This is a genomic window from Microbacterium sp. OVT16B, assembly GCF_019969705.1.
Lineage (GTDB): Bacteria > Actinomycetota > Actinomycetes > Actinomycetales > Microbacteriaceae > Microbacterium > Microbacterium natoriense.
In genome coordinates, this window is record NZ_JAHXZA010000001.1 from 1,638,777 (window position 1) to 1,653,382 (window position 14,606).

The following is a 14,606-nucleotide window of genomic DNA, read 5'->3' on the forward strand; positions in this document are numbered from 1 at the left end:
AGAATGGTATTGACTCCTGGTCAATTGTGCCTAGTATCGAGATATCGCGTGGACGCCGTCGTCCGTGCGAAGGAGGAGGATCGATGAAGTTCCCGAAGCTCTCTCAGGCGGTGTCGAAAGCCACGGCATCTCACGCCGGCCGGATCACGCTCGTCGCCGTCCCCGTCGGCATCGTCGCGGCATCCCTGCTCGGGGGAGTGGCGCAGGGCGCCGTTCCCGTGTCGTTCGCCGTGTCGGGAAGCCAGTTCCAGATCGGCGCCAGCCAGCTCGAAGGCACCGGCTTCTCGCAGTACGCGGGAGTGGCGACCGACTCCGAGGGCGTCGAGCACACGGTCGCGATCGCGAACATCAAGAGCGCGACGCTGAGCGATCTCTGCCAGTCCGTCATCACGGAGACGCCCCTCGGCACGGTCGGAGTGCTCATCAAAGCGGGTGGCGGCGGCAACCCGGCGACCGCGAGCGATCTGCAGATCGGCATGACCGGACTCAAGGGCGATGCCTCCTTCGGCAAGATCAGGATCGGCGTCGACGCCTCCACGGTCAACACCGAGGCCAAGGGCAGCGCCGGCGACTTCGCCCAGGACTCCGACACGGTCTCGATCAAGAACCTGCAGCAGACGGCATGGAGCACCCAGGCGTCCGTGTTCACTCTGACCGGGATGACGCTCGAGCTCACGGACGGTTCGCAGGGATGCTTCTGAACGGAGCGGATGCCGTGATCGATGAGGAAGCCGCAATGGTTCCTGCCGAGCCCGGAGGATTCCGATCCTGGCGCAGGCGGCGCCCCTTCATCGGCGGGGTGCTCGTCGCGCTCGGCGGCGTGGAGATGTTCTTCTCCGGGCAGCTGGACATCGGGCACCTGCACGTGCAGATGGGCATCGAGGGCATGCAGGCCACGATCATCCCTGTGCTCCTGCTGCTGCTCGGCATCCTCGCCATCGCGATGCCGACGCATCACATCTTCTACGGCGTCATCGCCCTCGCCGTCGCGATCTATTCGCTGATCGGGGTGAACCTCGGCGGTTTCCTGATCGGCATGCTGCTCTCGACGGTCGGCGGAATCCTCGTCGTGGCCTGGATGGGACCGAAGGCGACATCCGCGGCGGCGCCGGACGGAGCGGACGAGGTGACGACGTCGTGACCTCCCGCCGCCTGAGCCTCGCCGCTCTGCTGGTGGCGTCCCTGGTCGTGATGCCGTCGATCCTCGGCGCCGCGGCGGCGCCGCAGTACCGCGACGCCGGCTTCTGCATCCCCCTGATCTACTGCCCGACACCCTCGCCGAGCCCGACACCCTCGGCGCCGTCCCCGACGGATCCTGCGCCGCCCACCGCCCCGGAGACGCCCACGGTTCCGACACCCTCCGTCGGTCCGGTGGCCCCCGTCGATCCGTCAGCGACACCGGAGCCGTCCGAGCCCGTGCCTGCGCCGATCGACGAGGGCGCGCCGGTGTTCACGGGCACGCCCGCGTCGATGGGGTCGAGCTCCCTCTCGTTCGCGGGGCTGAAGGGGATATCGATCGTCAGCGTGCCGACGGTCGGCGGAGGCAGCGTCCGCGCGCTGAAGATCACCGCCGACTCCATCACGATCGAGGGCTTCTCCCTCACCGTGCGGCCGCCGAACGGACCGGGCCTGGTCACGACGGCCGACACCATGTCCCTGCAGGGCGACGTCACCGTCTACATCGGGTCGGTGACCGCTTCGTCGATGGGCGGCGCCCCGCTGACGCTCGGCACCGACACGCCACCGCCGCTCACCGACGTCGAGCCGGGGCTGCTGAACGTCAGCATGGGCCTCGTGGGCAGCATCGCGGATCGGATCACCTACTCGAACACCGATCAGCGCATCGTCGCGGCGAAGTAGAAGGCATGTCGGAGGCGTGCGCGAGACTGGGCGCATGAGCATCGAGGTGCGTCCGGCGACCGAGTTCGACGATGTGGCGCTGCTCGTCGGCCCCAAGAAGCCGACGTCCAACGTGTGCTTCTGCCTGAGCTACCGGATCGGGAACAAGGAGAACGTCTCCCTTCGCGGCCCCGAGCGCGCAGAACGGGTGCGCGGGCTGTGCCACCAGGATCCGCCGCCCGGGGTCATCGCCTATCTCGACGGGGAGCCGGTGGGGTGGGCCGCGCTCCACCCGCGGCGGGACACGAGCTTCGCGACCAATCGGCTCATCCCGCAGGTCGACGATCTCGACGTGTGGTCGCTGTGGTGCTTCCGGGTGCGTCCCGGGTTCCGCAAGCAGGGTGTCTCGCACGCCCTGATCCAGGGCGCGATCGCTTACGCGCGCGAGAGAGGCGCCCCTGCCGTCGAGGGGTATCCGGTCGACAACGACGGCGAGAAGGTGAACCTGACGATGGCCTACGTCGGCACGAGGAGCCTCTTCGAACAGGCGGGTTTCACGAAGGCCGCCGAGACCGGGTCGGTGCTCGACGGGTACCCACGGGTGCTGATGAGACTCGACCTGAGGTGAATCTCCTGTGAATGGAGAAAACGTGAACTCATCGGAGACGCTCAGACAATAGACAGTGTGAGCACAGACAGCGAGATCATCCAACGATCTCTTCATCAGCCGGCGGCGTTCGCAGAGCTCTTCGATCGGCACGCGCGTACGATCAACGCGTTCGCGACCTATCGTGTCGGCCGCGGAGCGGCGGAGGACGTGCTGAGCGAGACGTTCCTCGTGGCGTTCCGCAGGCGCGCCGACTTCGACGTCGATGCCGAGTCCGCCTCGCCGTGGCTGCTGGGGATCGCGTCCCGCCTGATCCGCAGGCATCGTGCCGTGGAGGCGAAGCAGTGGCTGTCGTTCGCGGCATCCGTCTCGCGGCAGGATCACTCATCGCTTGGAGGGTTGGAGGATGCGATGGCTCGCGTCGACGCCGAGCGGGAGGTCGCGACGCTCAAGACGCGCATCGCCGCATTGGCCCCCAAAGATAGGGAGACCCTCTTGCTCTACGCGTGGGAGGGGTTGAGCTACGACGAGATCGCGGTCGCACTCGACGTCCCTGTCGGCACTGTGCGTTCGCGGTTGAACAGGGTGCGCAGACGTCTGGACCCCGAGCGCAGGATCCGCGCATTCGAGAAGCAGGAGCAGAAGGGAGAGTCCGTTGGACGTGTTTGAGAAGGTGCGGGAGACCAAGCCGGAGATCGATGGCGCCGACGAGAACCTCAGCGCGGCGCGCTCGCTTCTCATGGCGGAGATACGGGGGGAGCAAAGGCCCGCGAGAACCCGAGTGGCACGCCGCCCGTGGATTGTCGCCGGATCACTTGTCGCCGGAGGCGCGGCCGTGACGGCCGGTGTGATCCTGGGGTCCATGATGTCGGCACCGGAACCCGTGAGCCATGCGAATCCAACGAACCGGCCGGCACACAGTGCGGAACCTACACGGACCCCTGCGGAATCGTCGCCGACCCCGCAGCCGCTGACGGTGAAGGGCGTGCTCATGGGCGCAGCGAGCGCCTCCGCAGCGCACGAGTCCCCGGTCGCCGGTCCTGGGCAGTATCTCAAGATCGAGCACCAGACGCGCCATCTCGTTCTCTGGTCGCCGGATGAGCCGGTGAATGCAACCCGTGAGCAGGCGACCGCTGGATGGGTCGCCGACAGCTCCTACACTTCGTACATCCCGGCCTCGGTGACAGACGACTGGGTCGATGTGTTCCATGCACAGATGTCCGTCACCGAGCTCTTCGGCGCCGATGCGGCTGCACAGTCAGAGCGATGGCTTGACGGTGTCTCATGGATGCAGGAGTCGGTGCAGCGCACCCCTGGGGGGTCCGGATCCTCGAACGCCAACATCGCGGCCTATCCGATGATGCCGCGGGATCCAGTTGCGCTGCTCGATTGGACGCGGAGCTGGTTGGGGCCCCACGATGGCATGGATGAGGACGCCCTCATCGCGAACTCATTCATCCAGGAGCTGCAGCTGAACGCCGCTCCGGCGGATCTGCGTTCCGCGATGTTCCGCGCGCTCAGCATGGTGCCGGGAGGGCGGATCGACAGTGTGAACGACAACGCCGTCACGCTGAGCTACTTGACCAATGCCGAGCAAGAGCGACGCGAAGCGATCGAGATCGACACGCGCACAGGCCTTGTTCTTCGGTATGCGGTCACCTTCGGCGAAGGGACGAACGGGGCAGTCGTGCCGGATGACGTGCCGGACTACGTGACTGTGCGCACGGTCACCGTCGTCGACGACGCACCCTGAGTCGAGATCGAAGCGGAGCCGGCGAGCGGATCCGCTTCGCTGCGCAGGACTCAAAGGACGCACCGTGACCTTCGAGTTCTACCTCCCGGCAGGCGGAAGTACGGCATCCTCGGTGAGCCGCCAGACTTCGACCATAGAGATGGCGACGGGGCTCGCGATCAAGGTCACCTCGATACCCCAGGCGACCCAGGGGATGGTCCCCGAAGTGGCCCTGATGTCGAGGTCATGTGCTCCGCGAACGTGGTGGAGCGTCTTCCCTGATCGTCCAGCGTCGCTGCGACGGATTTCGAACTGGTTCGGTTCTCTGAGGCAATACATAGTGTGAGCACAGACAGCGAGATCATTCAGCGGTCGCTCGGGCAGCCCCGGGCGTTCGCTGAACTCTTCGACCGGCATGCCGGGACGCTGGGCGGCTATGCCGCTCGGCGTCTTGGCGCGGATGCAGGTGAGGACATCCTCAGTGAGACGTTCCTCGTCGCCTTCGCGAGGAGGGCCACGTTCGACACGTCCTGGGACTCGGCGCTTCCCTGGTTGTACGGGATCGCGTCCCGGCTGATCAGGAAGCACAGGGCGCAGGAGGCGAGGTATCTGCGGTCGGCGATCCACTCAGCGGGCCGCGAGGAGCATGTGTCGGCGGGACATGTCGAGGCGACCAATGCGCGGCTCGACGCCCAGCTCTCCACGAGGGTGCTCGCCCCCGTGATCGCCCGGCTGTCAGCGAAGGACCGCGACACGCTGCTGCTCTACGCGTGGGGCGATCTCACATATGAGGAGGTCGCCGCCGCGCTCGGCGTTCCCATCGGCACTGTCCGATCGCGGATGAACAGCATACGTCGACGACTCGACCCCGGCCGGGCCGGGGCTCGCACTCGCGTCATGAACGAGAAGGAAGGAGAGACCGATGGACGTGTTGGAGCAAGTGCGTGAGGTGAACGCGGATACTGCGCTCACCAAGGATCAGATCCGAGGAGCACGTTCTCGGCTTGTCCAGCGCATCGACGAAGGAGGCGCAGCGGCACGAACGAGGAGCGGCCATCGGCTGCTCCTCCCGATCGCCGGGCTCGTCGCGGGAGTGGCCGCAGTGACGGCGACCCTCATCGTGGTGAGCCAGCTCGGCGCGCCGACAATCCGAGTGGAGGCTGTCCCGACTGGGACGATCTCTCCTCGACCGCAGGGGGAGATCATTCCGCGCCCTGATCCGACGTCCGGTACGACAGCGACCGAGCCGTTCCCCGGAACCACGCCGCAGGCGGGGCAGTACCTGCGTGTCGTCACGACCGACGAGCGCGTCCTCTACCGAAGTCAAGGCCAGTCGTGGTTCTACGAGTGGGCTTACCGCCCAGCGCAGTCCGTTCCCCTGTCGGCTGCCGTGTACCGGAACATCGACACCCTGTACATGCCGGGAGACCGTAGCGGGGTGTGGGTCGGAAGGTACGGGCCCTCCAATGAACGCGTCACCATCTTCTCTCGCGAACAGAGCACGGATGACGGCGCGGCCTGGGATGCCATGCTCCCCTTCCGCGCCGGAGTCGAAGAGTGGACCTACACCGGGGGGATCGGCGGAGAGATACTCCCGTTGACCGGGTCGCTCGAGTCGTATGATCAGTATCCCAACGACCCAGCAGCTCTCGTCCGATGGTTCCATGACAGGGCGGTATCTTTCGGGTCGTCAGAGGAAGAGGCCGAGGAACTGGCGGCGAGCAACATCATCGACGTTCTCACGACCAACTACGCCCCTGCCGACATCAGGGCCGCCTTCGTCGAGGCGCTGCCGCTCACAGGGGAGGCGGAGCAGATCGGCTCAGTGGGCAGCGTCGTCACTTACCGTTTCCGGTTCACTCACATGAGCGATCCGTGCGCGGTGACGTTGTCGATCGATATGGCGACGGGATGGGCGGTCGAGTACACGTCTCGGTTCGACCGCATCGGAGACGCGTCCGTCGATCTGGCGCCTGCTGATGTTCCGGACATCCGGAGGACCTTCGAGGTGGGCGTGGTCGACTCGCGGCATTAGCCCGATGGGGTACCGGCTCCGCCTCGGCTCGGCCCCGGCACCGGCCTTCGGTGTCGGGGCTCCGCCGTAGACTCGAAGCATGGCATCCGACTCCTTCGTGCACCTGCATGTCCACAGCGAATACTCGATGCTGGACGGCGCTGCGAAGATCGGTGCGATGACCCAGGCGGCCGCCGACTACGGCATGCCGGCCATCGCCGTGACCGACCACGGCAACACCTTCGCGGCGTTCGAGTTCTACCGGGCGGCGCAGGCCGCGGGCGTCAAGCCGATCATCGGCCTCGAAGCCTACGTGACCCCCGGGACGCACCGCAGCGACAAGTCCCGTGTGCAGTGGGGATCCCCCGACCAGAAGAGCGACGACGTCTCCGGCTCCGGCGCCTACACCCACATGACGCTGTGGAGCCAGAGCACCCAGGGCATGCACAACCTGTTCCGGCTGAGCTCGCGCTCGAGCATGGAGGGCTACTACTTCAAGCCCCGAATGGACCGCGAGCTGCTGCAGACCTACGGCAAGGGGCTCATCGCGACGACCGGATGCCCGTCCGGCGAGGTGCAGACACGCCTTCGCCTGGGGCAGTACGACGCGGCGCGCGCGGCGGCGGCGGAATTCCAGGACATCTTCGGCAAGGAGAACTACTTCGCCGAGATCATGGATCACGGCCTCTCGATCGAGCGCAGGGTCATGACCGACCTGCTGCGGCTCTCGAAAGACCTCGGCATCCCTCTCGTCGCCACGAACGACTCTCACTACACGCACCAGCACGAGGCCGACGCGCATGCGGCTCTGCTCTGCGTGCAGTCCGGCTCCACTCTCGACGACCCGAACCGCTTCAAGTTCGACGGTGACGGCTACTACATCAAGACCGCCGCCGAGATGCGCCAGATGTTCCGCGATCACCCGGAGGCGTGCGACAACACGCTGCTGATCGCCGAGCGCTGCGAGGTCGAGTTCAACACCTCGGCCAACTTCATGCCGCGCTTCCCCGTGCCCGACGGGGAGACGGAAGACAGCTGGCTCATCAAGGAGGTCGAGAACGGCCTCCAGTACCGCTACCCCGGCGGCATCCCCGACAAGGTGCGCAAGCAGGCCGAGTACGAGACCGACATCATCCTGCAGATGGGATTCCCCGGCTACTTCCTCGTCGTCGCGGACTTCATCAACTGGGCGAAGGACAACGGCATCCGCGTCGGACCCGGGCGTGGCTCCGGTGCCGGATCGATGGTCGCCTACGCGATGAAGATCACCGACCTCGACCCTCTCGAGCACGGCCTCATCTTCGAGCGTTTCCTCAACCCCGATCGCGTCTCGATGCCCGACTTCGATGTCGACTTCGATGACCGTCGTCGTGGCGAGGTCATCGACTACGTCACGGCGAAGTACGGGTCTGAGCGCGTCGCGCAGATCGTCACCTACGGGACCATCAAGTCCAAGCAGGCGCTCAAGGATGCCGGACGCGTCCTCGGGTTCCCGTTCAGCATGGGGGAGCGGCTGACCAAGGCGATGCCGCCGCCCGTCATGGGCAAGGACATGCCGCTCGACGGCATGTTCGACTCGGCCCACCCCCGTTACAAGGAGGCCAGCGAGTTCCGCGCGCTCATCGAGACCGACCCCGAGGCGAAGACGGTCTTCGACCGCGCCCTCGGTCTCGAAGGCCTGAAGCGCCAGTGGGGTGTGCACGCGGCCGGTGTGATCATGTCGTCCGAGCCGCTGCTCGACATCATCCCGATCATGCGCCGCGAGCAGGACGGCCAGATCGTCACGCAGTTCGACTACCCGTCGTGCGAGACCCTCGGCCTCATCAAGATGGACTTCCTCGGTCTGCGCAACCTCACGATCATCTCGGATGCGCTCGACAACATCCGGATGAACCGTGGTGAGGAGCTCGACCTCGAACACCTCGCCCTCGACGATCAGGGCGCATACGACCTGCTGGCCAAGGGCGACTCGCTGGGCGTGTTCCAGCTCGACGGCGGGCCCATGCGCGCGCTGATGCGTCTCATGAAGCCCGACAGCTTCGAAGACATCTCGGCACTCATCGCGCTGTACCGACCGGGACCCATGGGTGCGAACTCGCACACGAACTACGCGCTGCGCAAGAACGGCCAGCAGCCGATCACGCCGATCCACCCGGAGTTCACAGAGTCTCTCGCCGACATCCTGGAGGAGTCCTACGGTCTGATCATCTACCAGGAGCAGGTCATGGCCATCGCACAGCGCGTGGCGGGCTTCTCTCTCGGTCAGGCAGACATCCTCCGTCGCGCGATGGGCAAGAAGAAGAAGTCCGAGCTGGACAAGCAGTTCGAGGGCTTCCAGGCGGGCATGCATGCCAACGGCTATTCGGATGCCGCGGTCAACGCGCTGTGGGAGATTCTGCTCCCGTTCTCCGATTACGCCTTCAACAAAGCGCACTCGGCTGCCTACGGTGTCGTGTCGTACTGGACCGCCTACCTCAAGGCGCACTATCCCGCCGAGTACATGGCGGCGCTCCTCACGAGCGTCGGCGACTCCAAGGACAAGATGGCCCTCTACCTCAACGAGTGCCGTCGCATGGGCATCAAGGTCCTCCCGCCCGACGTCTCGGAGTCGATCAACTTCTTCGCCGCCGTCGGCGACGACATCCGCTTCGGGCTCGGCGCCGTCCGCAACGTCGGCAGCAACGTCGTCGACGGCATCGTCCAGTCGCGCAAGGACGAGCGGTTCACATCGTTCCACCACTTCCTCGACAAGGTGCCTCTGCACGTCGCGAACAAGCGCACGGTCGAGTCCCTGATCAAGGCCGGAGCCTTCGACTCGATGGGCGACTCCCGACGAGCGCTCATGGAGATCCACGAAGACGCCGTCGAGGCCGCGGTGGACCGCAAGCGCAACGAGGCACAGGGCGCCATCGGATTCGACTTCGACAGCCTCTACGACGAGATGGAGGAGGCGCCGCCGGCGAAGGTCCCCGATCGTCCGGAGTGGATCAAGAAGGACAAGCTCGCGTTCGAGCGCGAGATGCTCGGTCTGTACGTCTCCGACCATCCCCTCGCCGGACTCGAGGTGCCGCTCGCCAAGCACGCCTCGATCTCGATCCACGACCTCAACAACTCCGAGGACATGCAGGACGGAGACCAGGTCACGGTCGCAGGACTGGTGACCAGCGTCCAGCACCGCGTCGCCAAGGCCAGCGGCAATCCGTACGGCATGATCACGGTCGAGGACTTCAACGGCGAGGTCACCGTGATGTTCATGGGCAAGACCTACACCGAGTTCCAGCACATCCTGCAGCAGGACTCGATCCTCGCGGTTCGGGGGCGCGTGTCTCGACGTGACGACGGTCTGAACCTCCATGCGCAGTCGGCGTTCGCTCCGGACATCGGCTCCTTCGACGCCGCAGGACCGCTCGCCCTGGTGCTCGCGGAACAGCGTGCGACCGAGCGGGTCATGAACGAGCTCGCCGAAGTGCTGCGCAGGCACAACGGCGAGACGGAGGTCGTGCTCCGCGTCCACCGCGGGGGGACCGCCAAGGTGTTCGACGTCCCGATGCCGGTCAAGGTGTCGGCCGACCTCTTCGGTGACCTCAAATCTCTGCTCGGACCTTCCTGTCTAGGGTGAGCGGGTAATATCGGGACGCGTTAGGCTCGCGGGTCCCCTCGCCGCGCGCCGTGACGAAAGGAACACCATGACCGATCTGCCGGAGACTCCCGAATCCGACACCCTCGACACCGACAGCGGATTCGTCGACGACGGCGTGCTGTATGACGACGACGTGACGCCGGAGTACGGCATCCTCGGATTCACCCTGCGCGAGCTGCTCATCGTGGGCGTCTGGCTGGTGACGTTCGTGCTGTCGTTCTTCCCTCTGGGATGGTCGCCGGCGCTGTGGGCGCAGGGGGTGGCCTGGATCCTCCCCATCGGCGTCCCCACTGCTGCGGTGTTCCTCATCGTCCTCCGACGCTTCTCGCCCGACGGCATCCGCCGGGTCGGATCCCTCGGGATCGACCAGTTCGCCTCAGTGGCCTTCTCCGTCGCCGCGGTGTGGTGGGTGCAGATGCTGTGGGAGTACCTCGCGACAGTGATCGCGACAGGACTCGACGCCGTCGTCTGGGTGCCGTGGGCGCAGCTCATCCTCTCCCTCGCACTCGTGGCGCTGACCGTCTTCGCGCCGATCATCCCCGGCCTGAAGGACGACTTCCACGGTCGGCTGGTCACGCTCGCGCACCGCAACGCCAACCCCGTCCGGCCCGTCATCCCGCGCCCCCGACCGGAACCGGTCGTCGCGGCCGAGCCGGCCGCGGTCGATGACGCCGAGGCAGGCGTGGAGCCCGCTGCGGCTGCTGAGGCCGAGCCCGCGCCGTCGGAATCCGTCACCGTCGCCTACTCGCCCGCTGCCGAGCTCGACGTCGAGCTCTCCGGCCAGCACGCGACCGACGAGATCGCCCGTGTCGACCTGGCCGCACAGGTGCCGCTGGCGGCCCACGCCTCGGGCGGGGGAACCGGCACGGAGCAGGTGACCGCAGACGAGGAGTACACCCCGGTCTACTCCCGTCGGTCGCGAGGCGAGGAGATCGTCTCGGACACCGACAGCATCGTCGCGCTCGTGACCCCCGACACCGACGCGGTCGAGCCGATCGCCGTCGAGCCGGTGCCGTCGCGACGGTCGGGGCGTGACGCGGATGCCGAGGCATCCGACGTGGACGTCGAGGCGACGAACCCCCGCGAGTCCTCGGCCGACAGCGCTCGGGAGGCCGCCGTCGAGCCGCAGCAGCCGTTCTGGGTCCTCGCCCCGAGCGAGCGCGATGTGCACGACGAGCGCGGTGATGTGATCTTCACGATCGGCCCGACCGCGTGGGCGCTGGTGATCGAAGACCGCGGCGGCGCATTCGTCGTGCGACATGACGACGGCCGCATCGGCTATCTGCACGACATCTCCGACATCACGAAGGGCTGACATTGCGCACGATCGATCTGCGGGGGCGCGAGCTCTCGCCGGCTGACATGCTCGCCGCCGTCCCTCGCGCCACGCAGGCGCGGGCAGAGGCACTGGACACGGCGGCACGCATCGTCGACGACGTCCGCGACCGTGGTGAGGAGGCGCTGCGCGAGCAGGCTGATCGCTTCGACCGCGTGAGCGGACACGACATCCGCGTCCCCGCCGCGCACATCGCCGAGGCGCTCGAGGTGCTCTCGGCAGACGTCCGCGCCGCGCTGGAGGAGGCGATCCGTCGCGTGCGGATCGCGTCGGCCGCACAGGTGCCGCAGACGCAGATCACCGAGATCGGCCCCGGTGCGCGCATCACGCAGCGCTGGCAGCCGGTGCAGCGCGTCGGCGTCTACATCCCCGGCGGCAAGGCCGTCTATCCGTCCAGCGTGATCATGAACGTGGTTCCGGCGCAGGTCGCCGGCGTCGAGCAGATCGCACTCGCCTCTCCTCCGCAGGAGGATCAGGGCGGCCGCATCCACCCCACGATCCTCGCCGCCGCCGGTCTCCTCGGCGTGACCGAGGTGTACGCGATGGGCGGCGCCGGCGCCATCGGCGCCTTCGCGCACGGCGTGCAGGGGATCGGCCTGGATCCCGTGGACGTGGTCTCGGGCCCCGGCAACAACTACGTCGCATCGGCCAAGCGCGCCGTCGCGGGTGTGGTGGGCACCGACTCCGAGGCCGGAGCGACCGAGATCCTCGTCGTGGCGGACGCGCCCGCGGATCCGCGTCTGATCGCGGCCGATCTGGTCAGCCAGGCGGAGCACGACGAGCAGGCCTCCGCCGTGTTCGTCACCGACTCTCCCGAGCTCGCGGAGCGCGTCGCGGTGGAGGTCTCGGAGCACGCGGCCAGGACGCGCCACTCGGCGCGCGTGTCCGCGGCCCTGGACGGCCCTCAGTCGGCGATCGTCCTCGTCGACGACCGCGCCATGGCGACCGCATTCAGCAACGCCTATGCGCCGGAGCACCTGGAGTTGCACCTGCAGGACGCGGAGGACGCAGCATCCGCCTTCACCAGCGCCGGCGCCGTCTTCGTCGGCGACCAGACCCCCGTGAGCCTCGGCGACTACATGGCCGGGAGCAACCACGTCCTGCCGACAGGTGGGCAGGCGCGCTACGCCCCTGGACTCGGGTCGTACACCTTCCTTCGGCCGCAGCAGGTGATCTCCTACGATCGCGACGCGCTCCGCGCCGTGCGGGAGGGCGTCGTCGCGCTCGCGAACACCGAAGTGCTCCCCGCGCACGGTGAGGCGATCGAGGCCAGGTTCACGGCGTAGGATCTTCAGGTGCATTGCCCCTTCTGCCGTCACCCAGACTCGCGCGTGATCGACTCCCGCACGAGCGATGACGGACTCTCCATCCGTCGTCGTCGTCAGTGCCCCGAGTGCGGCGGCCGCTTCACGACCACCGAGACGGCGAGCCTGAACGTGATCAAGCGTTCGGGTGTGATGGAGCCGTTCAGTCGCGACAAAGTGATCCTCGGCGTCCGCAAGGCGTGTCAGGGGCGTCCCGTGACCGAAGCCGACCTGGCGATCCTCGCGCAGCGCGTCGAGGAGGCCGTGCGTCAGACCGGAGTGTCCCAGCTCGACGCGAACGAGATCGGACTGGCGATCCTCGGTCCGCTCCGTGATCTGGACGAAGTCGCCTATCTGCGCTTCGCGAGCGTCTATCAGGCATTCGACTCTCTCGAGGACTTCGAGAGCGCAATCAGCGACCTCCGGGCCGATCACGCCGAGTAGGCACGGCGCCGCGCGGTAATCTGGCAGTGATGTATCCGCTGCTCTTCCGCGCTGTCCTCTCGCGCTTCGATCCCGAGTTCGCCCACCACGCAGGCATGGCGGTGATCCGCGTGCTCGGCGTACCGCCCTTCTCCTGGGCGACCCGTGCGGTCACCCGGCCCGATCCGTCGCTCTCGGTCGAGGCGCTGGGTCTGACCTTCCCCTCGCCGTTCGGGATCGCCGCCGGCTTCGACAAGAACGCGGTGGGAGTGCGCGGCCTGGCAGCGCTCGGCTTCGGACACGTCGAGGTCGGAACCGTCACGGCGATCCCGCAGGACGGCAACCCGAAGCCGCGGCTGTTCCGTCTGATCGCCGACCGAGCTGTCATCAACCGCATGGGATTCAACAACGAGGGAGCGGATGCCGCCGCTCGCCGACTCGCGACGCTGCGACGCGGCGCGCCTGACACGGTGATCGGCGTGAACATCGGCAAGAGCCGCGTCGTCGAGGTGGAGAACGCCACCGCCGACTACGTCGCATCGGCTACGCGTCTCGCCCCCCTCGCCGACTACCTCGCGGTGAACGTCTCGTCGCCGAACACCCCCGGCCTGCGCGGACTTCAGGCGGTCGAGACCCTCGCGCCGCTGCTCCGCGCGGTGAAAGCGGCATCAGGCAGCACACCTCTCCTGGTGAAGATCGCCCCCGACCTCCCCGACGACGAGATCACGGCGATCGCGCAGCTCGCGGTGGACGAGGGTCTCGCGGGGATCATCGCGCACAACACGACGATCTCCCGTGAAGGACTGCTGACGGATGCCGCCGTGGTCGAGGCGGCCGGTGCGGGCGGGCTCTCCGGAGCGCCGCTGAAGGAGCGGTCGCTGCAGGTGCTGCGGCTCGTGCGCGATGCCGTGCCCGAGGACTTCTGCGTGATCGCGGTCGGGGGAGTGGAGACCCCCTCCGACGTGCAGGAGCGTCTGGATGCCGGGGCGACTCTGGTTCAGGGTTACACGGCGTTCCTCTACCGAGGGCCCTTCTGGGGTCGCGAGATCAACCGCGGGCTCATCGCCCTCCGGCGTCGAGCCCGCTGAGCCGGCGGGTCAGGCGGGGTAGTCGCCGCGCTTGACCTGCGGCTTCGGCAGGCGCATGAAGCGCATCTGCAGCGATCGCATCGCGGCGTACCAGCCGAGACCGCGCTCGAGGCGGTCCTTGCCGAACTTCGCCGCCGCCTTGCTCTTCACGCGGATGCCGAGCAGGACCATCCCGCCGATCGCGAGCACGATGTACCCCATCATGACGAGGTACGCCCAGTACGCGATGGCGGTGACGGGGATGAGCGAGGCGACGATGACCAGCACCATGATGCCCATCACGAACTCAGCGGGGTGCCAACCGGCGTCCACGTAGTCGCGCACCCAGCGGCGCTGAGGGCCCTTGTCGCGAGCGGGGAGGTACTTCTCCTCGCCGGCGGCCAGCCCGGCCTGAGCGCGGTTGCGGCGCTCGTTGAGGTCGGCGCGGGCAGCGGCCCTGGCCTCCTTGGTGTTCGCGACGAGGGGGCGGCGTCGAGCCGCCTCCTGCTCCGCGCGGGTCGGCGTCGCGCGTCCCTTGCCGACGGCAGGCGTCTCGGGGGCGTCGTCGTTCGTCGAAGGGGAGGCGGGGTTGTTGGGCACGAGGTTCCTCGGTTCGCTTGCGGTGGATCACCTTAAGATTACTC

Annotated in this window: 14 protein-coding genes; 13 read left to right on the forward strand and 1 reads right to left on the reverse strand. The window is 67.3% G+C overall.

The window, feature by feature from the left end:
- Nucleotides 1-83: 83 nt before the first annotated feature.
- The 13 genes from LC438_RS07710 (at nt 84) to LC438_RS07770 (ending at nt 13,983) form a co-directional block, all read left to right on the forward strand.
- A complete protein-coding gene (locus LC438_RS07710; RefSeq protein ID WP_223586259.1) occupies nt 84-701 on the forward strand; it encodes a DUF6230 family protein in 618 nt (205 codons plus the stop codon).
- Nucleotides 692-1,141, forward strand: a complete 450-nt coding sequence (locus LC438_RS07715) for a DUF6114 domain-containing protein (protein WP_219844629.1) — start codon at nt 692-694, stop codon at nt 1,139-1,141. The genes LC438_RS07710 and LC438_RS07715 overlap by 10 nt, the downstream gene beginning before the upstream one ends.
- Nucleotides 1,138-1,860, forward strand: coding sequence for a hypothetical protein (locus LC438_RS07720; RefSeq protein WP_223587496.1), 723 nt, complete (start codon nt 1,138-1,140; stop codon nt 1,858-1,860). Before LC438_RS07715 ends, LC438_RS07720 begins: the two co-directional genes overlap by 4 nt.
- Nucleotides 1,861-1,894: 34 nt before the next feature.
- Entirely contained in the window at nt 1,895-2,467 is a 573-nt protein-coding gene (locus LC438_RS07725; protein ID WP_105676449.1) for a GNAT family N-acetyltransferase, read from the forward strand.
- A gap of 57 nt (nt 2,468-2,524) precedes the next feature.
- Nucleotides 2,525-3,115, forward strand: coding sequence for an RNA polymerase sigma factor (locus LC438_RS07730; protein WP_105676448.1), 591 nt, complete (start codon nt 2,525-2,527; stop codon nt 3,113-3,115).
- Nucleotides 3,102-4,199 (forward strand): hypothetical protein, encoded by a 1,098-nt coding sequence (locus LC438_RS07735; protein WP_223586260.1) that lies wholly within the window; start codon nt 3,102-3,104, stop codon nt 4,197-4,199. Before LC438_RS07730 ends, LC438_RS07735 begins: the two co-directional genes overlap by 14 nt.
- Before the next feature lie 321 nt (nt 4,200-4,520).
- Nucleotides 4,521-5,126, forward strand: coding sequence for an RNA polymerase sigma factor (locus LC438_RS07740; RefSeq protein WP_105676444.1), 606 nt, complete (start codon nt 4,521-4,523; stop codon nt 5,124-5,126).
- Nucleotides 5,101-6,213, forward strand: coding sequence for a hypothetical protein (locus LC438_RS07745; protein WP_105676443.1), 1,113 nt, complete (start codon nt 5,101-5,103; stop codon nt 6,211-6,213). Before LC438_RS07740 ends, LC438_RS07745 begins: the two co-directional genes overlap by 26 nt.
- A 79-nt stretch (nt 6,214-6,292) precedes the next feature.
- Complete coding sequence (dnaE, locus tag LC438_RS07750) at nt 6,293-9,811, forward strand: DNA polymerase III subunit alpha (RefSeq protein WP_105676441.1); 3,519 nt, start codon at nt 6,293-6,295, stop codon at nt 9,809-9,811.
- Nucleotides 9,812-9,878: 67 nt separating this feature from the next.
- A complete protein-coding gene (locus LC438_RS07755; protein WP_223586261.1) occupies nt 9,879-11,147 on the forward strand; it encodes a hypothetical protein in 1,269 nt (422 codons plus the stop codon).
- A 2-nt stretch (nt 11,148-11,149) separates the two neighbouring features.
- A complete protein-coding gene (hisD, locus tag LC438_RS07760) occupies nt 11,150-12,454 on the forward strand; it encodes a histidinol dehydrogenase (RefSeq protein ID WP_105676439.1) in 1,305 nt (434 codons plus the stop codon).
- A 9-nt stretch (nt 12,455-12,463) separates the two neighbouring features.
- Entirely contained in the window at nt 12,464-12,916 is a 453-nt protein-coding gene (gene nrdR, locus LC438_RS07765; protein ID WP_105676437.1) for a transcriptional regulator NrdR, read from the forward strand.
- Between the two features lie 29 nt (nt 12,917-12,945).
- A complete protein-coding gene (locus LC438_RS07770) occupies nt 12,946-13,983 on the forward strand; it encodes a quinone-dependent dihydroorotate dehydrogenase (RefSeq protein ID WP_223586262.1) in 1,038 nt (345 codons plus the stop codon).
- Nucleotides 13,984-13,992: 9 nt separating this feature from the next.
- On the opposite strand, the gene LC438_RS07775 is transcribed toward LC438_RS07770, so the two are convergent.
- Nucleotides 13,993-14,562 carry a DUF3043 domain-containing protein gene (locus LC438_RS07775; RefSeq protein WP_105676433.1) on the reverse strand — a complete coding sequence of 190 codons (570 nt, stop codon included), beginning with the start codon at nt 14,560-14,562 and terminating at the stop codon, nt 13,993-13,995.
- Between the last annotated feature and the right edge of the window lie 44 nt (nt 14,563-14,606).